This is a genomic window from Bacillus sp. 5mfcol3.1 (assembly GCF_900114335.1).
Lineage (GTDB): Bacteria > Bacillota > Bacilli > Bacillales > Bacillaceae_G > Bacillus_A > Bacillus_A thuringiensis_S.
The window spans coordinates 20,975-45,435 of sequence record NZ_FOST01000014.1 but is presented as its reverse complement, the minus strand read 5'-3'; the positions used below and the strand labels follow the sequence as shown (position 1 = coordinate 45,435).

Here is a 24,461-nt window from a genome sequence, read left to right as displayed (position 1 = left end):
ATGTACATAATTAAGGATTATTTTTTACTTTTTTACCAAGCATTACACCAAAACACCCAAGAATTATCAAAGGTTCTCCTTCGTCTGTTTAACCTCCTACAGCACAACGGACGAAAATCTCATCGATATGAGAAAAAGACAGTCTTTGATATTTTGGGTGTTGTTTATGAGTATACCACTTCTACTCATCAGGTAGCATAGTAAAAAAATTGAAGCCCGTCAGGGTTTATTTGATATGCCTACTTTTATAAAATCTATAAAAGATAATAAAAAACTATATAGAAAGACCGCATTTTGTATAAAAATATACCTTAAGTTGATGGATGTGAGGTTAGACCCCTAAAGAGGCGTAAAGTACTCAAAACTATGAACGTTTCCGCAACATTCTCCTTTGTCTCTTTCGAATAAAATTTATAGCAAGATATAATAAAAGTATAACGATATAAGGGGCGTCTTTTATGAGAAAAGAGAAAAGACAAAGGCTAATTAAACAAGTGGTTAGAGAGCATGAAATAGATACACAAGAAAAGTTAGTAGAGTTGTTAGCAGAAAAAGGAGAAATAGTAACACAAGCTACTATTTCCCGAGATATTCGCGAATTAAATTTAATAAAGACAGTTTCTTCAAACGGTTTAACTATATACAAAAATCTTACAGGAGATAACATACAAGCTGATACGATGTTAAAGAAAAAGCTGGGAGAAGTTGTTGTAAAGATTGATTATATAAATCAATTAACCATTATTAAAACTTTACCAGGGAATGCACATGTTATAGGTGTGTTATTAGACTCTTTAGACTGGAAAGAAAAAGTAGGATGTATTTGTGGAAATGATACATGTCTTGTAATTTCAAAATCACAATCGGATAGAGAGATTCTAGAAGAGAGATTAAAATTAATTATGTAGATAAACAACTGTAAATACAGGGTTCTATTTTTGATTATCGCTCCCACTGCTAGTTTTAAGTAATAAAGCCGCTTTTCCGGAGCCTTGGTAATATATTAAACTTTTAATTATGCTACTTTACTGTATATTGAAAGTAATTGTCTTCTTAGATACTTAAAATAGAAGCTTTATGAATACATAAAGCTTGCTCGTTTAAATCAGAAGCAATGCTGGAGTATAGAGAAAAATAATTTAATCTAAATAAGAATTTTTAACGTAAGGTAGCAAAAATTTGAAAGTGAGTACAAATAATCGAAAGTGCTAGTTATAAGAGAGGGTAAAAGTATCTTGTAAAGTAATGCATATAACATAGAAGTATATAAGAGATAGGTGAAATTTATGAATACAAGACAAAAAGAAATTTTATTTCTGCTATTATCTGAATCTAACGACTATTTATTAGTACAAGACCTTGCGGATCAGGTGAATTGCTCTGAAAAAACAATTCGTAATGACTTTAAAATAATCGAGGAGCACCTTGCGAATTATACAAGTACGATTCTTGTTAGGAAACCGGGATTAGGTGTGTACTTAGAGATTGAGGAATATGAAAAGGTGGACTTGTTTAATAAACTTTATTGTATTAATAATCGTACAAAATATGAATCAGATGAAGAAAGAATTCTACAAATTGCTTACAACTTATTAATGAATGTAAAGGCAGTTACTGCACAGGATATGGCATCTCAACATTTTGTAAGTCGGACTACTATTAAAAAAGATCTAGATAGAATTGAAAAATGGTTGCATCATTTTGATTTAACTATTATTTCAAAACAGCGAGTTGGACTTATTATAGATGGAGATGAAAAGAAAAAAAGAAGAGCATTGGCTAGATTATCAGATTTGATTCGTAATTCAGATCTTACGAATCAATTTATTAAAGAACAATTTCAATATCATGAGGTTGAAATTGTTACGAACGAATTGAAAGCGTTGCAAAAACGAAATGCATTATTTTTTACAGATGATACATTTGAAAGTTTATTAGTGCATACGTTGCTTATGGTACGAAGAATGAAACTTAAGCAACCTATTATAAATGCTGAAAAGGAAATTAAAATACTGAAAGAAACAAAAGAATATATATGGACATTGGAATTTTTAAAACAGTTGGAATGTGTTTTTTCTGTGCATTTTACTGAGGAAGAAGTTACGTATTTAACAGCTCATATATTAGGTGGGAAAATTCGTTATCAAGATAAACCAATGCAGGGCAGCACACTTACTGAAAGTAATCCAATTCTTTCTATGGTTATACAGCAATTAGTTAAACGTATGTCGCAGTTGTATGAAATTGATTTCAGTAAAGACGATATTTTAATAGAAGGGTTAACTATTCATTTATATACCACATTGAATCGTTTAAACTATGATCTTTCTGTCTCAAATCCAATGTTACACGATATAAAAAGAATGTATCCCTATGTGTTTAATGTATTGATACAAGTATTAGAAGAAATTAACGAATCTCTAACTATATATATTCCAGAAGAAGAAGCGGCTTATCTTACTCTACACTTTGAAGCATCTGTTGAACGGTTAGATTACCAGGGAAAATCTAAAAATGTAATTATTGTTTGTCATATGGGAATTGGCATGTCGCAGTTGTTACGTACAAAAATTGAGCGTAAATTTCGTCATATTCATGTGATGGACTGTATATCAAAAGCTGATTTACAAAGTTATATGATGAAACATCGTGATGTGGATCTCGTTATTTCAACTACTACTCTTTCAAGTTTAAACATTCCTCATATAGTAGTATCCCCATTATTAGAGGGGCTGGAAGAAAAGAAGCTAGGGGAATTTATACAAAATTGTGATGAGCCAAGTTATAAAGAACCAAAAGACTTTGTTATGCTCAATTATACATCTCCATTTTTAGTGTTTTTACAACAGGATATACAGCATCCATATGAGCTAATTGAAAAGTTAGCGTATGCTTTGCATAGTAAGGGTTATGTAGATAAACAGTATGCAGAAAATGCAATCATAAGAGAAAAAATGTCAGCGACAACGATTGGGGCAGGAATCGCAATTCCTCATGGAAATCCGAAATTTATTCAAGAGTCAGTAATAGCAATTGCTACATTAAAGGAACCAATTAATTGGGGAGCAGAGAAGGTATCACTTGTATTTATGCTAGCAGTTAAAAGTGATGGACAAGAGGTAACGAAACAGTTGTTTCAAGAACTATCCTTTATAAGTGAGCAACCATCCTTTATTCAAAAGCTTACGAAAGAAACAAACGTAATGAAATTTTTGTCCTTTTTACATAATTAATCAAAAAGTAGAGGATCAAATAACCGTTGTTGTTTGAGTAAAAGGTTTATTTTTCCGGAAGTTACGGTAAAAAATGAAACTTTTGAGGTCTTAATATTAATTTATAGTAAATGTAGGCGCTTAGTAAAAAGTGTGAGGAGGATTAAGAATGAAATTGTTAGCGGTTACATCCTGTCCGAATGGGATTGCCCATACTTATATGGCAGCTGAAAACTTGCAAAAAACAGCGGATAAATTAGGAATCAAAATGAAAATTGAAACTCAGGGTGGTATAGGGGTAGAAAATGAGTTGACTGAACAAGATATTTGCGAAGCAGACGGTATTATTATAGCTGCAGATAGAGTCGTAAATAAAGATAGATTTGTAGGGAAAAAATTGTTGGTTGTCGGAGTGCAAGATGGTATTCGTAAACCAGGAGAATTAATTCAGAAAGTAATCAGCGGAAATGTACCTATTTATCATTCACAGTCAAAAATAGTAGAAAATAACCATCAGGAAAGAAAGCAAAATCCGATATATCGTCATTTAATGAATGGTGTTTCTTTTATGGTCCCATTCATCGTAGTCGGAGGATTATTAATTGCAATTGCTTTAACACTTGGGGGAGAAAAAACACCCGGGGGTCTAGTGATTCCGGAGGGTTCTTTTTGGAAAACCATTGAGCAAATTGGTGGTGCATCATTTACGTTCATGGTTCCAATACTAGCTGGATATATTGCATATAGTATAGCGGATAAACCTGGACTTGTTCCTGGAATGATTGGTGGATATATTGCAGCAACAGGAAGCTTTTATGGAAGTGAAAGTGGTGCTGGTTTTCTTGGTGGAATTATAGCTGGTTTCTTAGCTGGTTACATAGCGTTAGGAATCAAAAAATTAAAAATCCCGAAAGCGATTCAACCAATAATGCCGATTATTATTATTCCGGTATTTACTTCCCTTATTGTAGGTTTAGCATTTGTATTTATTATCGGTGCCCCTGTCGCACAAGTTTTCGTATCATTAACAGCTTGGTTAGCAGGTATGCAAGGTTCAAGTTCAATTCTTTTAGCCTTAATCTTAGGGGCAATGATTTCATTTGATATGGGTGGTCCAGTCAATAAAGTCGCATTCTTATTTGGTTCAGCAATGATTGGAGAAGGAAACTATGAAATTATGGGTTCAATTGCTGCGGCAATATGTATCCCACCAATTGGAATGGGACTAGCTACTTTCATAGGTAAGGGGAAATTTCAAGATTCAGAGAGAGAAATGGGTAAAGCATCATTTACAATGGGGCTATTTGGTATTACGGAAGGTGCAATTCCCTTTGCAGCACAAGATCCACTTCGTGTTATTCCAAGTATAATGGCGGGTTCAATGACAGGTGCGGCAATTGCTATGATTGGTCATGTAGGAGACAGAGTGGCACATGGTGGTCCGATTGTTGCTGTATTAGGGGCAGTAGATAATGTATTTATGTTTTTTGTGGCTGTAATAGTAGGTTCTACTGTGACAGCTGTTTTAGTGAATGTATTGAAAAAAGACGTTTCAAAGACAGAAAAACAAGAAATTGAACAAATAAAAGAAGTATCAGCAACAAAAGAAGTGCAACAAATGAAGCAAGAAGCACAAAGCAAAAGTTCACAAGTAGAGAAGATGAAAATTAATAAGCTAACAGATATTATAAATTTAGAATTAATTGAAACGGATTTAAAAGGAGAAACACGAGATGACATCATTGATGAGATGATTCAAAAATTAAAGCATGTAGGTGCATTGCATTCAGTGACAGAATTTAAACAAGCTATTATGAATCGTGAACAAGAAAGTACTACAGGGATTGGTGTAAACATTGCTATTCCGCATGGAAAATCAGATGCGGTTAGGGAACCGAGCGTGGTATTTGGAATTAAACAATCAGGGGTAGATTGGAAGAGCCTTGATGGAACTGAAGCGAAATTAATATTCATGATTGCCGTACCAAAAGAAAATGAGGGAAATCAACATTTAAAAATCCTTCAAATGCTTTCTCGAAAACTAATGGATGACAGTTATAGAGAGCGGTTATTATCCATCCAAACAAAAGAAGAAGCATACAAGCTACTAGGTGAAATTATATAGAACGGAGGATTATAATTATGACGGAACCATTATTTTTTGCACCTGTTTTTAAAGAAAGAATTTGGGGTGGAACACATTTAACTTCTTTTGGATATGAGATTCCATCAAATCAAACTGGAGAGTGTTGGGCTTTTGCTGCACATCAACATGGACAAAGTATTGTTAAGAATGGAAAATATAAAGGGTTATCTTTAGGGGAGTTGTGGGAAGAACATCGAGGGTTGTTTGGTAATGTTGAGGGAGATCGTTTCCCTCTTCTTACAAAAATTTTGGATGCCAATCAAGACCTATCTGTTCAAGTTCATCCCAACGATGAGTATGCTAGCGTGCATGAGAATGGAGAACTAGGAAAAACCGAGTGTTGGTATGTAATCGATTCCACAAAAGACGCAGAGATTATTTATGGGCATCATGCGAAAACAAAAGAAGAATTTATGTCTATGATTGAACAGAAAGAGTGGAACCAACTGTTACATCGTGTGAAGGTGAAACCTGGAGATTTCTTCTATGTGCCGAGTGGAACTGTTCATGCAATTGGTAAAGGGATTTTAGTATTAGAAACACAACAAAACTCTGATACAACCTATAGATTGTATGATTATGATAGAAGAGATTCAGAAGGAAATTTACGTGATCTTCATCTTGAAAAGAGCATTGATGTAATAGAAACTCCATTTATATCAAATCAGTTAATGGTTAAACATGAAAAAGTAGATGATTTGAATATAACTAATTTTATCAAATGTCCATATTTTTCAGTGGCAAAATGGGAGTTAGATGGATTAACTAGTTTAGAACAACAAAAAGCATTCCTACTTGTTAGTGTAATACAGGGTGAAGGTGAGTTAATTAAAGAAGGTGATCACTATTTCTTTAAAAAAGGTGATCACTTTATATTACCTAATTACTTCGGAAGATACGATTTGGTAGGTAATTCTATATGTATAGTTTCAAGTACATAATACTTTTTATAATTTGTATATATTTATTATAAAAAAGTATCGTGTGAACAGAAATTAACCAGTTCCGGATTTTAAGGAGCTGGTTAATTTCTGTGAAGAGTATTGGTTTTATAATCTTTTTTATTACCTGTAAGAGGTGACCATACATGTCCATCATCTTAATATTTTGAAATACCCCCAAAACGAAAAAATAAGCGATTTTGTTACAAGCTAGCACAAAAATACGTTTTTGGGTTACTAAAAAATTTTAGCTTATTAACTATGTGGCGAGTGGCTACCTCCAGCATTTCGGAACCTCTCACGCTAAGTAAAAAATACAATAAGCCGCAATTCAATGTATCTATAAATTTAAATGAACGCTTTCAAGATTGCTTAACTGGAGGGCTTTTTTTATTCTCGTGATTCTCGATATAGAAAATCAATATAGAGGATCTACTTAACATTAGCTCCCGTTATCAGTAATTGGAGAACTACTTAAAACCGAAAAGGAATTAGCCAATTTTTTTGCAAAACTCAATGGTGGTTCAACAGATTGGATATGAATATACATAATCAATGGTTTCATATATAACCAATGATTATGTAAGGCGCTAACAATAATCCCTTGTTGAACAATTGATTGCATAAATAAAGGGATTTCTTCTTGTAAAATAGCGATTTCTCCAAAGTTCAACGCATGGCCATTTTGATCTAACGATTCAAAAGATATTCCAACCGGTATCACTGAGGTGCTTGGTCGTCCTTGAACAAACACTTTAATATTACGACGCAAGGAGACAGAACAACCCCCCTGATTTATGTTGCTTTTTCCATTAAGAATTTTAGCAAATTGTTCACAAAGTAAATTAAGGTTGTTCATAAATCTGATGCCCCTTTCTTATAAGATAAAAGTTACTTCATAAATATTAATACTCATCCATTAGCTTTTATATAAGTAATTTAAGAAACTCTTATTTAGATAATAAGAAAACAAAGCACATCATATTCTCTTCTCATTTAATTTAAAAACACCAAAATATATTTTAGGGACGCTCTTAATATATTAATACCTGTCGGTACATGATTGTTTTTCCTCAAAGTAATCACCAGTTTAAAAAGTTATGATTTTCTGGATAGGTGAGGGTGATACAGGATTTTGTAGGTAGAAAACATATTCCAGTAATTCAAATTAGTTCATATTTATCTAGGTAATACTCTTTAAGGGAATCCAATCTCTTTTTGATAATTCATATTTTATTCGATTTCAAAAATGTACTCTGTATCAAAACATTCAAAATCATTATATTTCTTCTTACATTCATGTCTCTTTTTATCTCTTGAGAAACTTGGTAATAGAACCTAGATTAATTCATCTACATGAACTATTTAATGCTATTGAACATAATAAATTCTTTTACAATGATACATAATATCCTTATATAAATTATTATAATACGAACATGCAATCCCAAAAGGAGGCGCTACTTGTGTCTGAACATATAGAGATTATTTTGAGAACACTGTTATCTTTCTCGATTTTATTTATCGGAGCTAAAATATTAGGAAAGCAAATTATCGCGGAAATGAATACCTTTGATTTTATTGGTGCTATCTCTATCGGAAGTATTATTGCAAATTTAGCATTTAATTTAAATGTAAAAACTCATCATGCAGTTATAGCTTTTCTTATTTTAGTATTTGTCATTTTAATGGTTAGCTATATATCCATGAAAAGTCGGATAGGTAGAAAAGTATTTGCTGGAAATCCAACAGTCATTATGGAAAACGGAAAAATTTTAGAAAATAATATGCGGAAAATGCGCTATTCTCTAGATTATTTAAACCAACAATTAAGAGAGAATGGTATTTTTAACATTGAAGAAGTTCTTTATGTCGTAGTTGAAACAAATGGTAAAATATCTGTTTTGAAAAAACCTGAATATCGTACTGTTACAAAACAAGATTTAAATATACCAACAAAAAAAGAGTGTAAACTCCCCATCGAGCTAATTATGGATGGAGAAATTATGACAGAAAACCTAAGGCAAAACAATCAGACGGAGTTAGAATTAAAATGTGAGCTAAAAAAACGTAACCTTAGCTACAAAGATGTTACGTATGCTGTACTTGCAGCAAATGGAAACATTTATATTGACACATATAAAGATAATATTACTTCTCCAATGGACCAGGAATAGGCTATTTCTTAAAAACACAGGTGAACATATATTAGCCTATCTCAAAGTAATAAAACCTCTCCATAACAAAAATTCTATTCAGTATTGACTACTGATAATGAAGTTTATGTAAATATATAAAGGTAACAGAAATAATGATTAAACAAATATATAAGGCACCGATACATCGTTATAAAACTAAGGTTTTTCACTAACCATAAAGTCAAATAGATGTCATCCTTTTTAGTCTAGCTTGTTTAGGAAGAATAACGTTTTTTTGGTACTTAGGCGTATTAAGATCACTTATGTTGATGGATGTGAGGTAGCGCCACATGCTCAGCAACTTAAGCTTACATAATTCTAATTTCAAGGTAAGCTTTTTCTTAGGATCCCCCAAAAAGCACATTTTGTTTTAATAGAAATTTTAAACGTATTATTTAGTTTTTCTTAAAAATTCCAGAACTTTGTTGAAGGTTTTTAAACCTGCTTGGGTATTCATTTTGAATTGAAATTCATGTGCTAACTCACCCGAAACATCTTTATCAAAGAAAAGACTATCTACAGACACTCCTTTACTTTGTAAAGCAGAAGCCAATGCTTTACCTTGATCTTCAAATGATCCAGTGTTCCCATCTGTGATAAATGCTGGTGGATATTTTTTTGTAACATGATTTAAAATTGAAGCTATTTTTACTTCTAATGCCCCTTCCCAATTTTTTCTACCCAAATAAGCCCAACCAACGGTACGCATGAAATCTTGTATTTCTTTAGTTGATTCTATCTTAGCTAATTTAGGCATATTATATGGACCGCAAAATAGCAGTACACCTTTTATTGTAGAAGGGTCAACAATAGCGTCAATCTTTACTAATTTTGCATACTCTTTAGATGTCTGAATATTAACGAATTGACCAGATATTTGTGCTCCAGCAGAATCTCCTGCAAAATAAACACGATTCAGATTTAAGTCATATTTCTTTGCATTTTCATTTATGTATTTATAGGCCTCACCTAGTTGGAGTACTGGTGTAGGATATTTTCTTTTAGGAGCAAGAGCATAGTTTATATTCACCACTATATAACCACGAGCAGCTAAGCTTACCGCATACCCAGTAATATCTGATTTATCTCCCCCCACAAATCCACCGCCATGCACCCAAAAAATAATAGGAGTTTTTTCTGTATGATTTTTCGGATAGATGAGATCTAATTTACCATCCGAGAATTTAGAATTATAATTGATATCCTTATCAATTATTGTTTCGTTTAGAGCATGGTCATAATCAGCTGGCGGAACAAACGTCCCACCTTCAAATGCTTTCTTAATCAAAAATGCTTTTGGATATGGTGAAAGGTTCCAATAACTAATTCCTGCAAGAGCCAATACAAAAACTATCATGAGAGTTATAAGCATTCTTTTTTTCCATATTCCTTTAGGTTTTGTTATTTTCATTATAAATTTATCTCCGTTACTTATTTGGTTAATATTTTGAATTACCTCTTAATTAAAAAAGTATAACAAATTTTTCAAAAGCTAAAATAGAACACTATTTAATATATATATTATGGATTAAAACGTGATATAAAATTCTTTTTGAAGGATTAATGAGTTTAAATGAGGAGAATACATAGAGTGAAATAAATAATTTAGAAGAGTCCATCACATCACTATTATGGTACCTCCACATCGCCATCAACCTAAGAAAACAGGTCACCCCCAAAAACTGGATCTTGATGGGAATGGGGCGGTACCCATTTTAATAAAAATATCCTATAAAAATATAGCGCTCTTAAACAATTTTGTTACAAATTTGTTTTGTTTGACTTGAAAAAAGTAAAGTAATATTTATTTGTAGAAAATTTTTAAGCATAAAAATTGGATGAATATCCATGGCAAGAAAAAGGGGGGGGGCACTTATTTGCTAACCAATGATTTAGATTTCCGATTAGAGTCACGTTTAAAAGAACTGTATGAACAACATAAAATAAGAGCGCAGAAGATAGACTGGGGTTATATAAAAGAATACATGAATTAAGAAAGTCAGCCGTTGAGGGTGGATTAGAGCCTGATTTTCATACACCAATCGAAGCCATGGAGTATACGACGCTACAAGAACTTGCAACGATGGTGTTTTACAATAATGTAGCTAGGTTTCAAGTAAGCATGATCCAGATCTTGCTATATTATTACGCCGCCTTGTAAAAGATGAGACTCTTCATTATGCGTTTTATCGAGATATCATTCCAACACATTTGGAATTGGATCCTAATTATTGCTATCATATTGCCAATGTGATTAAGAATTTTAAAATAATAGGTGCCGTCATGCATGATTTTGAAAATAGAATGGCTGTAATTGCAAAAGAAGCGAATTATGGACCACTAAAATATTTTGATCAAGTACTTGATGTAGTGGTTGATGATTGGTGGATAAAAGTTTTACGACTAATTGCGCCTTTAGCTGAAAAAGCAAGAATTGAGATTTTGGAATACCACACAAGATTGAAAATAGTACGGGATCGAGTTGGTCGTTTTCAAGGGAAAACTGATCTACGTTAATGAGTATAAATTTCAGAATATAAGCGGAGAAATTCCCCTGCCCTATATGGGAATTTTGACACAATCGCTATTGTTTTGGGGGTGTTTTTTACTTAATTTAATTTTTGTTAAAAAATTGTTGACGATAAAAAAGATTTTATGATATTATTAAATATTTGATAAAAAATTACATGTATGTTATGGTTAAGAAGGTTACCATATATGGAGGTGGATTATATGTTTCAAATTGGCGATAACATTGTTTATCCAATGCACGGAGCAGGTATAATTGAAGCCATAGAAGAAAAAGAATTCTCAGGAAAAAAACAACAGTATTATGTTATAAAAATGTCAATCAGTAATATGCAAGTCATGATTCCTATGGGTAAAATACTAAGTTCGAGTATACGCCCAGTTACTGATATACTTGCATTAAAACACATTATACACATTTTTCAGCATGGAGAATCAGATAAATCATTGCCTTGGAAACAAAGGTATAAAGTGAACACGGACAAAATAAAAACGGGTGAAATACAAGAAGGTGCTGAAGTTGTACGTGATTTAATGCGTATGAAGAAAGAAAAGGCACTGAATACAAGCGAAAAAAAAATGTTGGATGACGCACATGAATTTTTAATTAGTGAACTAGGATTAATTAAAGGGATCACTGAAAATCAAATAAAAAGTTTCTGTTAAGATTCATTATAGATAATGTATTTAATCCCTCGAAAATATCCTGAATTTTTCGAGAATATGATGATTATTATAAGTAAATCATTTCAAAGACATTCAACTTCTTCAACTCACTTTTAGAGTAGGAACCTCTTTTGTTATTACTTCAATCTTATCCATTTTTATTTTTAAATTTCTTTTACGAACGTTCAAAGTTTCATCAAATAAATCGATTAAATAGTCACTTGATTTTTGCAATCCTGATTTGCACTGGCACGGACAAGGATCCGTAAGGATGAAAGAGAGGTAGGACTTTCATTGTTTTAGGTAATATATTATCTAAGTCATTATTTCTCAATCTCACCGCTATCTCTTTAAGAGTTTCTTACATCTACTGAGACAGTGAATATTAATTGTTTATCTTCTTTACGTAAAATTGATAAACGAACTGGTAACATCATATGGTCAACTACAAAAAATGGTTTCCAAACCAGGAAACCATTTTTAATCTTATTTACATAACAATAGTAAATAAAGCAGTAAGAAGGAGTGCACACATGAAAAAAATGTTAACAAAAGAATTAAGTAATGAATTAAAGAAGCGAGAAAGGATTATTTCTATTACAATTGAGCCTTATGAAAAAATCGAAGTTGGTGGAATTCGTGTAGATGGACCAGCTGTGATTCTAATTAATCAAGAATAGCTAATAATAGTTAAATGGACGAAGAAAAGGATTAGCCTTTACCAGAAAGGAAGATCCTTTTTGTTTGCTATGGCTAATAACAGGATATACACATATTCCATCTGATGTGATGGGGTTCAAAGGAAGGAGAGGGTCGAGATTATCATAGTGGAAAGCTTAATATTGGTAGGATTTCTTTTTATTTTATATACATTAGTTGATCAAAAACAAACTAAGTATTTGAAACGATAGATTGTTTTCTTTTTAAGAGCGGGATTTATCTTATGGTGAAACAGATAATTTAAAGGAGGAATTTAGATGGATGCAAGGAAAGTACGCATAAAATACGAGAAGATGTCAAAGAATTATAATTGTATTTATTTAGTTTCGTTTATGCTATTAATTGTACTAGTTTGTAGTAGTGTGATTATCATAGGGGCTACAGGAGGAAAATATGGAGTGTTTTTATTGTTAGCAATTTTACTTAACGCACGTATTACGAAAGAATCTCAAAAAAAGTATGAGCAGTATGCTAATAAAGGGCGTATTTGAAATGACACATATCTTGAAAAGAACAACCTAAATATACATTCAAAATATCTCTATATCATTACCTATTAACTAACAAAAGTAACCGTATATAAAAAATTAGTAAACTAGGAATAGAAAGCGTACCTTATTAAAATATTATTTTTGTTCCTATAATGAATTATCCATCTAGCATATTTATAAGATTTATATCATATATTAGGAGAAAGAATGCAAGTTAGAAGGGAGTCTTATAGAATGAGTTATTTGGAGGGAAATGACTTGAGTGAACAAAATATGGTAAGTGTACCTAATCCCTACGTATATCGGACATTACAATCGGTAATTGGTAAACATGTGGTTATTGAAACTGTAAGAGGTAATATAAGAGGAAAGTTAAAGGATGTGAAACCAGATCATTTGCTAATTGAAGATACGGTACCGTATATTGTACGAATTCAACAAATTGTATGGATTATGCCAAAACAATGATTAAATTACATCTAATTTGATTTATAACAAATTGGTTTCATAGACGTTCAAATAAAAACACAGGGTTTTATCTCTGTGTTTCTTCAAATTTTCTTTTTTGGATATATGCTTGAGCATGGATAATTTCTTTCTGAAGTTCTTTTAATTCTCCTGTAGATCCTGATTCAATCCTCATGTACGTAGTAACTAGACTTATCATCATATCCATCTTCTCTACTATATTTTGAATGACCTGTTCAGATTGCTCTTTTTTAGGATGTTGTATTGCTATCAAAGCATTTTCTATATAATTGTTCTTTCTTTGCTGGATATCATAAATAAACTGTTTTGTGTTTGGGCTCAATTGTTATTCCTCCGTTGTTGGATATACTTCTATTCTATCATATTTGAATGGAAAATATTAGATTCCCCTAAATTTACACCTGTCTCGTACATCCCCTCAAATATACAACCTAATCTCTTAACGTACAGGGAACTAACCGTAATGTGTCAATTTTGTGTCTAAACGTATGATTTTCTTTTTTAATATGGTGACCCCATGCCCATCAACTTAAGAGTGAGAACAACCTGAGCTTTCAGCTCATCGGATCAAAACATTCTTAAAATAAAAGCATACTCTTAAAAATACGCATCCCAAATAAACCCTAGCGGGTTTCATTTTTTAAATTATGCAACTTTCTTTTGTTTTTTCAATCCATTATACTCATAGAAAACACCCATGATATCAAAGGCAGTCTTCTTCTCATATCTGTGAGATTTGCGCCCATTCTTCTGTAGGAGTTGGAACAGGCGGATTAGGACCTTTGTTATTTCTTGGGTGTTTTGCTGTATGGATTGATATAAAATGTGTAAATGATCTTGAATCATTCCAATTGCTTTATATTCACTTAATTCTTGTTTTTTCTTTTGTAAAATTAATTGTCACATCTTAAACATAGTAGAAGAACATAGAAAAATGGCAATAAGCTTTCCATAAACATGACATTCTAATCGCTCTTGTTTGATATTTTTCCAATGATGAATTTGAAATAGAGATTTCCAAGTTTTAAAGATGATTTCTATTTGCCAGCGGAGAGAGTAAAAATCATGTATTTGTTCCATCGGAACAATCTCCCGAGGTGTATTGGTAACATACAGGTTCATGCCAGCTAATCGCTTGCTTTTTTCTGAATACGTAATTCCCTTTTTACTTTCCGTATACACTTGTTTTTTCATACGTTCACGAAGTTGTTTTTCTGTTAATCAATACATAATCACCCGAGTGAATAGTTTTTTATCCTTTCCAATATAAGCATCTTTTATTTCATAGACCTGCCCTGGTTTTAAGGTATTCATAATGTGTTCTAAATCAACTTTGATGTACTGAGACTGTTTTTTTGCTGTCCCATTTCGAAAGTATTCAGGAAATTCATTTTTGATATATACCATATTGTTTAATTTGAGCCTTGATATATAATACACACCACGTTGGTCCATTTGATCTAAATCATCCAGTGAATAATAGCCTAAATCCCGAATACATAGATCACCAGGACGTAATGTCGCTAAACACTCTGTGCCAAAGGTTTTATCATTATTTTTCCCTGGTTCCACTTGGAAATTTAAAAACTGGCCACTATGTAAATCATATTCTAACTGGATTTTTATACCCGCTGTTTGAGCACAACCACCTGATCCAGGATACACACTAGCTAAATGCTTTGGCACCTGGAAAATCGTTGCATCTAAAATACGAATTCGTTGAAAATAAGTGATTGAAGAACTAGGAATCACTGATGTTTCAAAAATTTTACTTTTTAATAACAAAGAGAAAATATGTTTTAAAAAGAAAACAGCTTTTTTATTGAAACGCTTATTAAGCCCTTCTGGACTCATAAGCGTTCCTGTAACAGCATGAAGTTGAGTACATAGTCGCACTAAAGAATCACTCGCTACCCGTTGACTAATCCAGACACAGATAGTAGCTAAATCATGACCTGAAAACTTACGTTTTCGTTGTACAAAACCTAGTTCTCTAGCAAAATTTTCTAAAAATGAAGGAGTAAGATGTCCATAGAATTCTTCAGCAAATAATTGTAGTTCGTTTTGAATCGAAAGATTCATAAAAAACGTCATCCTTTCTGTATATTTTTACAAAAAGAATAACGTTTTTTCCGTTTTATAGATACAATCTCATTTATTTTTCTTGGTGTTCCGCATCCCATTCACTTAAATAGGATGCATATTCTAATTCATCTGGATTATCATGTAACATAGAAATAAACTCTAATTTATTTCCATCACAATCCAGAAAGTATACACTTGCAGCTGGCATCCATCTTTGGACAATTGGCTCTTGATTTCCTTTTCCTTGGCTTCCTACCACTTCTATTCCACGATTCTCTAACCACAATTTAGAAGTCTTTAGAAATTCTAAATCTACACCAAAAGCAAAGTGTTTCATCTCAAAATCTTCAATATTATGCACTTCCCATAGTCCAAGCATTTGCTTTTTACTTTCTCCTACCCAAAAGAAAGCCACTTTTCTTTTGGATAGCTTTCTTGCTAATGCTAACCCTAACTTATTTTGATAGAAATCTATCGCCTTTTCTAAATCTCTTACATGTAAATGGGTTTCGTATATGTTCTGTATCATTCTGCTTATTCCTTTCTTTATTAGTAACTACGGGTTGAGTAGTTACTGTAATTCTAAATCTGAAGTATGTATAATCATTGTAATGTATCTCCATATCCGATATACCTATTTACTATTCTATCGAAATTGAAATATGATAAATCCAACTGAGGTAACAAATTCAAATAAAAATTCTACTACTTTTGTAGGAGAAATCTCCATTAAATTCAGATGAAATCATATTTAAATAATGAAAAAAGCTATTCTTTTAGTAAGAATAGCTTTTTTTACTCTTGGGGGTAGTTAATATTTTTAAGTTGATGGGCATGTATGGTGACCCCTAATTAGGGAGGCTCAAACCGAGAATGGGACAATGTTTTATCTTGTGAATGAAATGTACCATTGACCAAAGAATATCTCGATATGATACAAGCCAGAGCTAAACATCAGGCTTCCCCTAATACCATCCGAACATACTGTAATTATTTATAATACTTCATAGTGTATTAAAAATTAAGAAATTGATCATCTTAGACTTAGATGGAAGGCCTTATATTCTAACTAACTGCAAATTATAGCTCAAGAACCCATATAGATTTTATGAAATTGTGGAGATGTTTGATTATGAATATGTTGAGGAGGGCATTAAAGTTACTACTGTAAATACAATCCTAGACAGAGTAAGTTCTTCAAGTAAAGGGCGGTATTCATAAAAAAGTTAATTCAGAGTAGCTAATTTGTATGAACCTTTTTTATCCCATAAACATGTAAAGTAACCTTTACATGTTTATGGGATAGTTGTATTATATATGTAAAGTTAACTTTACATATCGAGAGGAGGTTAATATGAAAAATCAAATTCCAGAGTTACGAAAAAAGTTTGGTTATACTCAGCAAGCAATGGCTGAGCAGTTAAATGTTTCACGTCAGACAATTATTTCACTTGAAAACGGAAGATATAATCCATCCATCATGCTGGCGTATCAAATAGCAAAATTATTTGGAAAAACAATCGAAGAAGTATTTATTTTTGAAGAATAAGGGAGAGATAAAAATGCAAAATGTAAAAAGTAGAATGATATGGTATGTGACACTCTTATTTATAGGAATTAGTTTGTATATATCAACTGAGTCTTTTGAAGTGATAGATAGCTTTTGGAGTGGGATGGGGATTGTTTTTGTCATTATTTCGATTATACGTTTAGTTCAGATTGGGCGTTTTAAGAACGATGCCGAGTATGCAAAAAAATTGACGGTAAAACATAATGATGAGCGTAATCACTATGTTGCGAATAGAGCTCGCTCTCATACCTTTTATTATTCTATTCTTGTGGAGGGAGTCACAATTATTTTATTCAATGTTATGGATATGTCTGAGATTACACGAATAATAGGAATGGTTTTATGTGGTCAAATAATTATTTACTGGATCACATACTCCCTCCTTGAATCTAAATATTGATTTGAAATAATATTTAGATTATAAAAACTACAAAGAACAATACTACATACGAATTTTAGTATTGTTCTTAGTTTTTTACCTCAAAATTAAACAACGTTATTATCTTTATACATCTGAAGTGAAACACCTTTATTCTCTCTGTATACTACAACCATTTTTCGATGTCTATTTATAGGTATATATATTTAACGTTCCGGGTAAAGTTATGGTTTAAATTGTGGCAGATGTATGCTGTAACTCACATTTATAGCAAGACGTGAAATTAATAATTAATTTTATGGTGTAAGAACGCAATTATATGTAATAGAATTGTAGAATATTCCTTCTATTGTGCTCGAGCCCCCACCCATTAGTAAATATGAGAACCTTATATTATTATTCATAATTATGAAACATTAGATGTCAGATTTACATTTATTTAGTTATACATTAGAATATACAAAAATCACGTAAACTCCAAATGAACTTCACACTCGAATAGAAAATTCGTTATATAATAACTATAGAATTTATTAATGCTACATTAATTTTTATTTATTAAAATATAAAATATAAAATTTTGATACGGGATACTAGGAGAATAACTTCTCATAAGAAAATAATAAAGGAGAATAACTATGACAAGCACTGTACTGGAATCAAAAAAAGCTAATATTACGGAAGAAGATGTTGAAATTTTAAAAATAATGGCGCATCCAATTCGTTTACGTATTGTAAACGAGCTAAGCAAACATAATACTTTTAATGTTTCGCAGCTAACAAAAATTTTAGAGATACCCCAATCATCCGTTTCACAACATTTATCGAAAATGAAGGGTAAAGTACTAAAAGCTGAACGTAAAGGCTTAGAAATTTATTATTCCATTCGTAACAACAAAGCAACTCAAATTGTCGGCATACTTGGATATTAAGCCATATATACAATTGCGTAAAGATAGAGTAGTACCTGAAAAAGGGTGCTACTCTTTTTGGACTCTATAAACACAACATGACAAATGTTACTTTTCCATAAAAGAACAAGAACAAACTAGGAATTATGTTTTCCTACATCAAATTTAAACGTACATGTCATTCAAAATAGATGCCAGACACCTGGATGTACATAGCTAAAAGCAACTCATCAAACGCTGGAGGGATACAATGTCTTATAAAACCATTCATACCGATTTTCGAAATGACTATACAAATGCTCGAGATGCCTTGTTAAATGAAGGGATCGTTGAAATTGGCCATGTGCAATATGAAAGACAAAAAGGACTAATCATACGTCCTGCCTACGAAATAGAAGGAGAAATTTATTTTTTCTCGGGAATGAAAGCAGTGAGGAATACAATATACAGTGTACAGTTACGCCCTTTTAATGAATTAAAAGAGGCGGATTACATTCCACTCGAAGAAAAATCTTGTATTACTGTGTAAATGAGAGATATATAGCTATCAGCTAGGAAGAGGGAGAAGAGATTATCAAGATGAGCGGTATTATATTTTACAAGAACATGTACGTTTATAAACATCCTTAGACTCTTTAAACACGAACGTTTCCGACAACTATAACAAAAAACGAAGTATAAACGAGCTGCAAAAATTAAAGCCTCAGTCGAAAACATAAAGCAGGTCTTGGCAAAATACTACCTAATCAGTGTTCAGAAGGGTAGTGCACGTATCTTGAGGTAATGACTTCAGAAGAATATCGAAAAGTATTAGATACGAAGGTGCAAGCTCAGGTGAAGGTACTTAAACTGCACGATATTTCAATTTAATTCGGCATACATACGAAATACAATGTGAAATACTTGCACAAATATCATAATTTCATCTCATATCTCAAAACTCAAGAATACTTTTTGTTTTGAGATATGAGACTTTTTTTATAGGTTACTAGAAGTGTAGAGCTTAGTCTGATACATAGATAACTCCTGTGTTAAACGAAACATTATTCGGCTAAACATACTGTATTAACTCATATAATATGTAATATCTATTTGGTATCATTACTGTTTTATTTTCGTCTCAATAACATAACAGTACTTTTGAATTTGAGACAGAAAAATTTTATTTCCAATAACTACCCATAATAAAGATTATGTTAACTAGTAAAAAGTAAGTATATAAAATGAACTGTGTATTCGGGATTTTTCAGAGACATACCTTTCCCTACTTTTGCTCCTTTACAATAAAAACTCATACTATAAAATTGATTAAAATTTGAAAGTTCACTAGTTTGGAACATTTAATTGTATTCAACTATGCTAAAATAATTAATGTAAGCGGTCAACCTTTCAGTGAATGCGTAACGGATTGTGTTTCAATTTAGTGTTTGAGCTTCATTACCCAAAAAAAGCCCTTACTAAAGTAAGTGGCTTTTTTTGGGTAATGAAAAAACAGATTATTCTACTTAAAAAACAAATAAAAGAACCTAACCAAAATTGATTAAGTTCTTTTTATTTTAATTTCTCGTATTCTTTTTCCATTTCTCTTTTATATTGATGGTATAAATAATCTTCTTCTGTTATTTCACCAGTCTCAACCAAAAGACGTTTCATCTTTAGAAAAGCTTCTTCACCATAAAGTACTTTTCGAGCATCATCACATGATTTCCCATTAACGCCTTGCCAAAAAGCATATGGATTGTTACAATTACTAATCATTTCTCGAGCCTTATCCTTATCATATTCAATTGAATACTCTTTATAGCTTTTATACCCTTTAATTAAAAAAGGGCTCATACAAATAAATATAGTGAATAATATCAAACTTTTTCTTGTGAATATTATTTTGTAGTATGGACACAAAAGCTCTTTAATCATACGAATTAAACTTAATGTGGAATAATCTAGCTCAATTGAAAATTTACGTTTGAACTTTGCAAAACGACTTTCTTTATATCTCCTATACCTCATATAAACTCCTCTAAAAATTCTTTTAATTTACATAACTATATTATATCATTCTAATAATTAATTAAAATACTGTGTCGAAATAATTCGTAACTTAAACTATTAAAAATCCTTTTTGTTACGCTAGAAATCTTTTTATATCAAGTTTTCTTTTTCTTAGCGTGGGTTTTATGTTAGTACGTTGGCTGTACCCCAACTACAAATATAAAAAGAATAAAGGCATTAAATTAATTTAAATCGATCTAGACAAAAATTTAAATGCGTATATTCGTTATTTGTAATATCACTTATTAAAAGACTAACTTTATAATCAGGTTGTATGCCCTCTTTAATTTCATTCCCCTGTATATTCACAAATTTCTTCATTGTTACCTGGAGGGTATTTTTTCATCCATAGTAAATATTTGATCTTGTCCTGATAAGCCAGCAGTTTGTTCGCCTATAATTTTCAAATAATGAACTAATTACATAATAGGTCTTATCTAAATCTATTCAAATTTGAAAGTTCACTAGATTGGAACAATTATTTGAATTCAACCATGCTAAAATAGTAAATGTACTGTTAATCTTTCAGCGAATGTATAATGGCCTTTGTTACGATTTAATGTATAGTTGTAAAATAAAAAACCACTACTTAAAGTAGTGGTTTTTTATTTTACAGTTAATACTTTAAACGGCAAAGTTCTACATAATTAAAATGCAACTTACTAAAATAAACAAAGCCATATGTATTGGCTAATTTTATATAAATTAAAACGATTATCTCCTATTTAATTGTTCATTATACTCTTTTAATGCTTCTTTCCAATGTCTTAACGGTTTTAATCCATTCAGCATAATGCAATCTTTGCTTAACACTGAATATTTAGGTCTATTGGCTATTTGTGGGAATTCTTCTGTCGTTAAAGGAATGATATTGATGCTTCTATTGAAGTCTTTAAAAAATTCAACTGCAAACTCATACCATGAACATGTTCCTTCATTTGTCACATGATATAATCCATATTGATCTGTATCTATTATTTCTTCAATGAAATTTGCTAAATCTAATGCATAGGTAGGTGAACCAAACTGATCAGATACCACGCGGACTTCACCGTAAAGACTTACTATTTTTCCTATCTTAGCGATAAAGTGACCATCACCCTTCCCAAATATCCAAGACGTTCTAATAATAAAATGATTCTTCGTATATTTTGTTACTAAATGTTCTCCAGCCAATTTCGTTTCTCCATATATATTTAATGGATTAGGATGATCCTCAAGATTGTACGGTGTTTGCTTTTCGCCATCAAATACATAATCCGTACTAATGTATACAAATTTACATTTTATTCTGCCTGCAGCTTGAGCGAGATACTTGGTACCTAATACATTTACTTCATATGCCAACCCTTTGTCTTTCTCTGCCCCATCTACATTTGTAAATGCTGCACAGTGTACAATTACATCTGGCTTTACTCTATCAATGTAAGAGCAAACTCTTATTTTATTTGTAATATCTAACTTGATTCGATTCACACCATATAGTTCGTGATGTGTTCTGCTGAGTACTTGCATTAAAGTTTGTCCTAGTTGTCCATCTACTCCCGTTATCAGTATCTTCATTTTAAAATACCTCATTTTATTTATGTAATTTTTAACTAATAAAGTTCACTCCCACCACGTACGGTTATCTATATACCATTTAATTGTTTGGGTGAGCCCATCGTTAAATAAGTATTGTGGTTTCCAACTTAATTCTTTTTTTAGTTTAGTAGAATCCATGGCGTAACGTCGATCATGTCCTAAGCGATCTGAGATAAATGTAATTTGCGATTGATCTTTATTGAAGAATTTAAGTATTTTTTGTACAATATCTAGATTTGTATATTCATTATCTCCTCCGATATTATATATGTGCCCGTCTCTTCCACCATGAAGAACTAAATCAATAGCTACACAGTGATCCTCTACATGAAGCCAATCTCTTATATGTAATCCATCACCGTATAGAGGAATATCTTTATTATTTAACGCATGAGTTATTGTTAATGGTATTAATTTTTCCGTGAACTGATAGGGACCATAATTATTGGAACAACGAGTTATATTCATAGGTAAACCGAATGTCTCATGATACGCTCGTACCACTAAGTCTGCACTAGCCTTACTTGCACTATAGGGACTATTAGGAGCTATTATTGAATGCTCCGTAAATGCACCTGTTTGAGATAATGTTCCATATACTTCATCTGTAGAAATTTGTACAAATTTTTTCACTTTTATTTTATATGCTGCGTGTAATAAGGATTGTGTACCTAATATGTTAGTTTGGACAAAGATATGAGGATTTTTAATACTTCTATCAACGTGAGATTCAGCTGCAAAATTTAATACATAATCAAATTTCTCTTTTCTAAATAATTTATCTATGAATATTTCATTTGAAATATCCCCTTTAATAAATTTATAATTCTGATTTGATGATATTTCCTTTAGATTAGATAAATTTCCTGCATATGTTAATAAATCTACATTTACAATTTGATATTGAGGATATTTCTTCAACATGTACCGAATAAAATTACTACCAATAAAGCCTGCCCCACCCGTTATTAATAATTTCAATTAAAATCATCTCCATAAACAAAGTTGACATTAGTATCTTTTAATCTAGGTAGTTTTCTATCTTTCTCTGATAAAATTGGTTGATTAGTTGGCCAAAAAATCCCGATCGTTTCATCATTCCATAGAATTCCCCCTTCATGTTTAGGCGAATAATACTCATCTACTTTATACTGGACAATAGTATTAGGTTCTGTAGTACAAAAACCATGTGCAAACCCTTTAGGAACGGTAAGTAGACGGTTATTATACTCACTTAAAATTGTTCCGAACCATTGCCCATACGTTGGGGAGCCCTTTCGGATATCTACAACTACATCGTAAATAGAACCAGAAATGCAGCTTACTATCTTCATTTGGGCTTTAGGATTCAACTGATAATGCAGCCCTCGTATCGTGCCTGTGTGAACAGATAATGATTGATTATCTTGTACAAAGTCTCCCTGTAAATCTAAGAGTTCAAATTTTTTCTTATTACATGTTTCAATGAAGTAACCACGTTTGTCACTGCATTTATCAAGCTCTATAATAAAAACACCATCTAATGCTGTATGAATTTTACGCATTCTTCTCTCTCCATTCATTTAAATGCTATTGATGGGCAACCTTTAATAAATATCGGCTGTATTGATTTTCCTTTACCGAATTAGCCATTTTTAATAGTTGTTGCTTTGTTATATATTTCTTTTTAAATGCAATTTCTTCTAAACAAGCTACTTTTAAACTCTGTCTTTTCTCAATTGTTTCTATAAATTGTGCTGCTTCTAATAATGATTCGTGTGTCCCTGTATCCAGCCATGCATAGCCTCTTCCTAATAATTCAACTTCTAATTCTCCCATTTCAAGATATTCTTTGTTTATATCTGTTATCTCTAATTCCCCACGATTAGATGGTTTAATGTTTTTGGCTATTTCTATCACACGTTTATCATAAAAATACAGGCCAGTTACTGCATAGTTTGATTTTGGTTCCTTTGGCTTTTCCATGATATTAATCACATGCTTTTTAGAATCAAACTCTACTACTCCAAAGCGCTCTGGATCATTGACATAATAACCAAAAACTGTAGCCCCCCTTGTCTTCTTAACAGCCTTTTCTAGTAATTCTGTTAGTCCATGACCATAAAAGAAATTATCGCCAAGAATTAAAGCTACATTATCATTTCCAATAAATTCTTCTGCGATAATAAATGCTTGTGCTATACCTTCTGGATAAGGCTGAACAGTATATGAAAGAGTAATTCCATATTTTGAACCATCACCTAACATTTGCTCAAATTTATTAATATCTTGTGGCGTTGAAATAATTAGTATCTCTCTTATACCTGCCAACATTAGTACTGATAAAGGATAATAAATCATGGGTTTATCGTAGATAGGTAATAATTGCTTTGATACAATTTGGGTAAGGGGGTACAATCTAGTACCGCTCCCACCTGCAAGAATGATACCTTTCATGGCATTGCGCTCCTTCATAGTATTTCTGATATGCTCAGTTAAGAGCTTAATC

The 24,461-nt window shown here is 31.8% G+C and carries 22 protein-coding genes and 3 pseudogenes; 15 read left to right on the top strand and 10 right to left on the bottom strand.

All coding sequences use genetic code 11. The features are described from left to right. The 5 genes and pseudogenes from BM089_RS28360 to manA form a co-directional block, all read left to right on the top strand. Positions 1–201, top strand: a pseudogene (locus tag BM089_RS28360) (IS4 family transposase); the annotation flags it as partial. Positions 202–458: 257 nt separating this feature from the next. Further along, entirely contained in the window at positions 459–908 is a 450-nt protein-coding gene (locus tag BM089_RS28355) for an arginine repressor (protein ID WP_061530190.1), read from the top strand. A 378-nt stretch (positions 909–1,286) separates the two neighbouring features. Continuing rightward, positions 1,287–3,233 (top strand): BglG family transcription antiterminator, encoded by a 1,947-nt coding sequence (locus tag BM089_RS28350; protein ID WP_090978740.1) that lies wholly within the window; start codon positions 1,287–1,289, stop codon positions 3,231–3,233. Between the two features lie 148 nt (positions 3,234–3,381). After that, positions 3,382–5,337, top strand: a complete 1,956-nt coding sequence (locus BM089_RS28345; protein ID WP_090978738.1) for a PTS fructose transporter subunit IIABC — start codon at positions 3,382–3,384, stop codon at positions 5,335–5,337. Between the two features lie 17 nt (positions 5,338–5,354). Beyond that, positions 5,355–6,299 (top strand): mannose-6-phosphate isomerase, class I, encoded by a 945-nt coding sequence (gene manA, locus BM089_RS28340; RefSeq protein WP_090978736.1) that lies wholly within the window; start codon positions 5,355–5,357, stop codon positions 6,297–6,299. 442 nt (positions 6,300–6,741) lie between these two features. On the opposite strand, the gene BM089_RS28330 is transcribed toward manA, so the two are convergent. Next, positions 6,742–7,158 (bottom strand): DUF1259 domain-containing protein, encoded by a 417-nt coding sequence (locus BM089_RS28330; protein WP_090978733.1) that lies wholly within the window; start codon positions 7,156–7,158, stop codon positions 6,742–6,744. 607 nt (positions 7,159–7,765) lie between these two features. On the opposite strand from BM089_RS28330, the gene BM089_RS28325 reads away from it, so the two are divergent. Continuing rightward, the gene (locus BM089_RS28325; RefSeq protein ID WP_061530185.1) at positions 7,766–8,476 is read left to right on the top strand and encodes a DUF421 domain-containing protein; all 711 of its coding nucleotides are present in this window, start codon (positions 7,766–7,768) and stop codon (positions 8,474–8,476) included. Between the two features lie 412 nt (positions 8,477–8,888). Here BM089_RS28325 and BM089_RS28320 read toward each other — a convergent pair whose 3' ends face one another. Next, positions 8,889–9,908 carry an alpha/beta hydrolase gene (locus BM089_RS28320; RefSeq protein WP_090978731.1) on the bottom strand — a complete coding sequence of 340 codons (1,020 nt, stop codon included), beginning with the start codon at positions 9,906–9,908 and terminating at the stop codon, positions 8,889–8,891. A gap of 466 nt (positions 9,909–10,374) precedes the next feature. Between BM089_RS28320 and BM089_RS28315 the strand changes: the two are divergent. From BM089_RS28315 to BM089_RS28295, 5 genes and pseudogenes are all read left to right on the top strand, one after another. After that, positions 10,375–11,014, top strand: a pseudogene (locus BM089_RS28315) (acyl-ACP desaturase). A gap of 216 nt (positions 11,015–11,230) precedes the next feature. Next, on the top strand, positions 11,231–11,692 hold the full coding sequence (locus tag BM089_RS28310) for a CarD family transcriptional regulator (protein WP_175495705.1): 462 nt from the start codon (positions 11,231–11,233) through the stop codon (positions 11,690–11,692). A gap of 533 nt (positions 11,693–12,225) precedes the next feature. Continuing rightward, a complete protein-coding gene (locus BM089_RS28305) occupies positions 12,226–12,372 on the top strand; it encodes a BC1881 family protein (protein ID WP_090978727.1) in 147 nt (48 codons plus the stop codon). A gap of 297 nt (positions 12,373–12,669) precedes the next feature. Continuing rightward, a complete protein-coding gene (locus tag BM089_RS28300; protein WP_061530181.1) occupies positions 12,670–12,903 on the top strand; it encodes a hypothetical protein in 234 nt (77 codons plus the stop codon). 234 nt (positions 12,904–13,137) lie between these two features. Then, positions 13,138–13,371 (top strand): YuzF family protein, encoded by a 234-nt coding sequence (locus tag BM089_RS28295; RefSeq protein ID WP_061530180.1) that lies wholly within the window; start codon positions 13,138–13,140, stop codon positions 13,369–13,371. A 67-nt stretch (positions 13,372–13,438) separates the two neighbouring features. Here the strand turns inward: BM089_RS28295 and BM089_RS28290 are convergent, their stop codons facing one another. From BM089_RS28290 to BM089_RS28280, 3 genes and pseudogenes are all read right to left on the bottom strand, one after another. Continuing rightward, positions 13,439–13,714 carry a hypothetical protein gene (locus BM089_RS28290; RefSeq protein WP_090978725.1) on the bottom strand — a complete coding sequence of 92 codons (276 nt, stop codon included), beginning with the start codon at positions 13,712–13,714 and terminating at the stop codon, positions 13,439–13,441. A 323-nt stretch (positions 13,715–14,037) separates the two neighbouring features. Further along, positions 14,038–15,474: pseudogene (locus BM089_RS28285) on the bottom strand (IS4 family transposase). Between the two features lie 73 nt (positions 15,475–15,547). Next, a complete protein-coding gene (locus tag BM089_RS28280) occupies positions 15,548–16,006 on the bottom strand; it encodes a VOC family protein (protein ID WP_000615633.1) in 459 nt (152 codons plus the stop codon). Positions 16,007–16,831: 825 nt separating this feature from the next. Here BM089_RS28280 and BM089_RS28270 point away from each other — a divergent pair. The 4 genes from BM089_RS28270 (at position 16,832) to BM089_RS28255 (ending at position 18,866) form a co-directional block, all read left to right on the top strand. Further along, the gene (locus BM089_RS28270) at positions 16,832–17,026 is read left to right on the top strand and encodes a helix-turn-helix transcriptional regulator (RefSeq protein ID WP_016119469.1); all 195 of its coding nucleotides are present in this window, start codon (positions 16,832–16,834) and stop codon (positions 17,024–17,026) included. Positions 17,027–17,039: 13 nt separating this feature from the next. After that, positions 17,040–17,447, top strand: a complete 408-nt coding sequence (locus BM089_RS28265; protein ID WP_139213346.1) for a hypothetical protein — start codon at positions 17,040–17,042, stop codon at positions 17,445–17,447. A 617-nt stretch (positions 17,448–18,064) separates the two neighbouring features. Next, positions 18,065–18,358 (top strand): ArsR/SmtB family transcription factor, encoded by a 294-nt coding sequence (locus BM089_RS28260; protein ID WP_061530174.1) that lies wholly within the window; start codon positions 18,065–18,067, stop codon positions 18,356–18,358. Between the two features lie 229 nt (positions 18,359–18,587). Then, positions 18,588–18,866: a hypothetical protein gene (locus tag BM089_RS28255; protein ID WP_090978721.1), complete on the top strand. Its 279-nt coding sequence runs from the start codon at positions 18,588–18,590 to the stop codon at positions 18,864–18,866. Positions 18,867–19,888: 1,022 nt separating this feature from the next. Here the strand turns inward: BM089_RS28255 and BM089_RS28245 are convergent. The 5 genes from BM089_RS28245 to rfbA all read right to left on the bottom strand — a co-directional run bounded on the left by BM089_RS28245 (position 19,889) and on the right by rfbA (position 24,409). Further along, the gene (locus BM089_RS28245) at positions 19,889–20,254 is read right to left on the bottom strand and encodes a hypothetical protein (protein ID WP_254791372.1); all 366 of its coding nucleotides are present in this window, start codon (positions 20,252–20,254) and stop codon (positions 19,889–19,891) included. An 849-nt stretch (positions 20,255–21,103) separates the two neighbouring features. After that, positions 21,104–21,952: a dTDP-4-dehydrorhamnose reductase gene (gene rfbD / locus BM089_RS28240; RefSeq protein WP_090978717.1), complete on the bottom strand. Its 849-nt coding sequence runs from the start codon at positions 21,950–21,952 to the stop codon at positions 21,104–21,106. A gap of 45 nt (positions 21,953–21,997) precedes the next feature. Beyond that, positions 21,998–22,954 (bottom strand): dTDP-glucose 4,6-dehydratase, encoded by a 957-nt coding sequence (gene rfbB, locus BM089_RS28235; protein ID WP_090978715.1) that lies wholly within the window; start codon positions 22,952–22,954, stop codon positions 21,998–22,000. Continuing rightward, entirely contained in the window at positions 22,951–23,517 is a 567-nt protein-coding gene (rfbC, locus tag BM089_RS28230; RefSeq protein WP_061530036.1) for a dTDP-4-dehydrorhamnose 3,5-epimerase, read from the bottom strand. Before rfbC ends, rfbB begins: the two co-directional genes overlap by 4 nt. A 25-nt stretch (positions 23,518–23,542) precedes the next feature. Then, entirely contained in the window at positions 23,543–24,409 is an 867-nt protein-coding gene (rfbA, locus tag BM089_RS28225) for a glucose-1-phosphate thymidylyltransferase RfbA (RefSeq protein ID WP_090978713.1), read from the bottom strand. Positions 24,410–24,461 lie beyond the last annotated feature (52 nt).

Bases quoted from the DNA above. Each gene is read 5' to 3' on its own strand.
- BM089_RS28355 (WP_061530190.1), top strand. From the start codon at position 459: ATGAGAAAAGAGAAAAGACAAAGGCTAATTAAACAAGTGGTTAGAGAG.
- BM089_RS28350 (WP_090978740.1), top strand. From the start codon at position 1,287: ATGAATACAAGACAAAAAGAAATTTTATTTCTGCTATTATCTGAATCT.
- BM089_RS28345 (WP_090978738.1), top strand. From the start codon at position 3,382: ATGAAATTGTTAGCGGTTACATCCTGTCCGAATGGGATTGCCCATACT.
- manA (WP_090978736.1), top strand. From the start codon at position 5,355: ATGACGGAACCATTATTTTTTGCACCTGTTTTTAAAGAAAGAATTTGG.
- BM089_RS28330 (WP_090978733.1), bottom strand. From the start codon at position 7,158: ATGAACAACCTTAATTTACTTTGTGAACAATTTGCTAAAATTCTTAAT.
- BM089_RS28320 (WP_090978731.1), bottom strand. From the start codon at position 9,908: ATGAAAATAACAAAACCTAAAGGAATATGGAAAAAAAGAATGCTTATA.
- BM089_RS28310 (WP_175495705.1), top strand. From the start codon at position 11,231: ATGTTTCAAATTGGCGATAACATTGTTTATCCAATGCACGGAGCAGGT.
- BM089_RS28305 (WP_090978727.1), top strand. From the start codon at position 12,226: ATGAAAAAAATGTTAACAAAAGAATTAAGTAATGAATTAAAGAAGCGA.
- BM089_RS28300 (WP_061530181.1), top strand. From the start codon at position 12,670: ATGGATGCAAGGAAAGTACGCATAAAATACGAGAAGATGTCAAAGAAT.
- BM089_RS28295 (WP_061530180.1), top strand. From the start codon at position 13,138: ATGAGTTATTTGGAGGGAAATGACTTGAGTGAACAAAATATGGTAAGT.
- BM089_RS28280 (WP_000615633.1), bottom strand. From the start codon at position 16,006: ATGATACAGAACATATACGAAACCCATTTACATGTAAGAGATTTAGAA.
- BM089_RS28270 (WP_016119469.1), top strand. From the start codon at position 16,832: ATGAAAAATCAAATTCCAGAGTTACGAAAAAAGTTTGGTTATACTCAG.
- BM089_RS28265 (WP_139213346.1), top strand. From the start codon at position 17,040: ATGCAAAATGTAAAAAGTAGAATGATATGGTATGTGACACTCTTATTT.
- BM089_RS28260 (WP_061530174.1), top strand. From the start codon at position 18,065: ATGACAAGCACTGTACTGGAATCAAAAAAAGCTAATATTACGGAAGAA.
- BM089_RS28255 (WP_090978721.1), top strand. From the start codon at position 18,588: ATGTCTTATAAAACCATTCATACCGATTTTCGAAATGACTATACAAAT.
- BM089_RS28245 (WP_254791372.1), bottom strand. From the start codon at position 20,254: ATGATTAAAGAGCTTTTGTGTCCATACTACAAAATAATATTCACAAGA.
- rfbD (WP_090978717.1), bottom strand. From the start codon at position 21,952: ATGAAGATACTGATAACGGGAGTAGATGGACAACTAGGACAAACTTTA.
- rfbC (WP_061530036.1), bottom strand. From the start codon at position 23,517: ATGCGTAAAATTCATACAGCATTAGATGGTGTTTTTATTATAGAGCTT.
- rfbA (WP_090978713.1), bottom strand. From the start codon at position 24,409: ATGAAAGGTATCATTCTTGCAGGTGGGAGCGGTACTAGATTGTACCCC.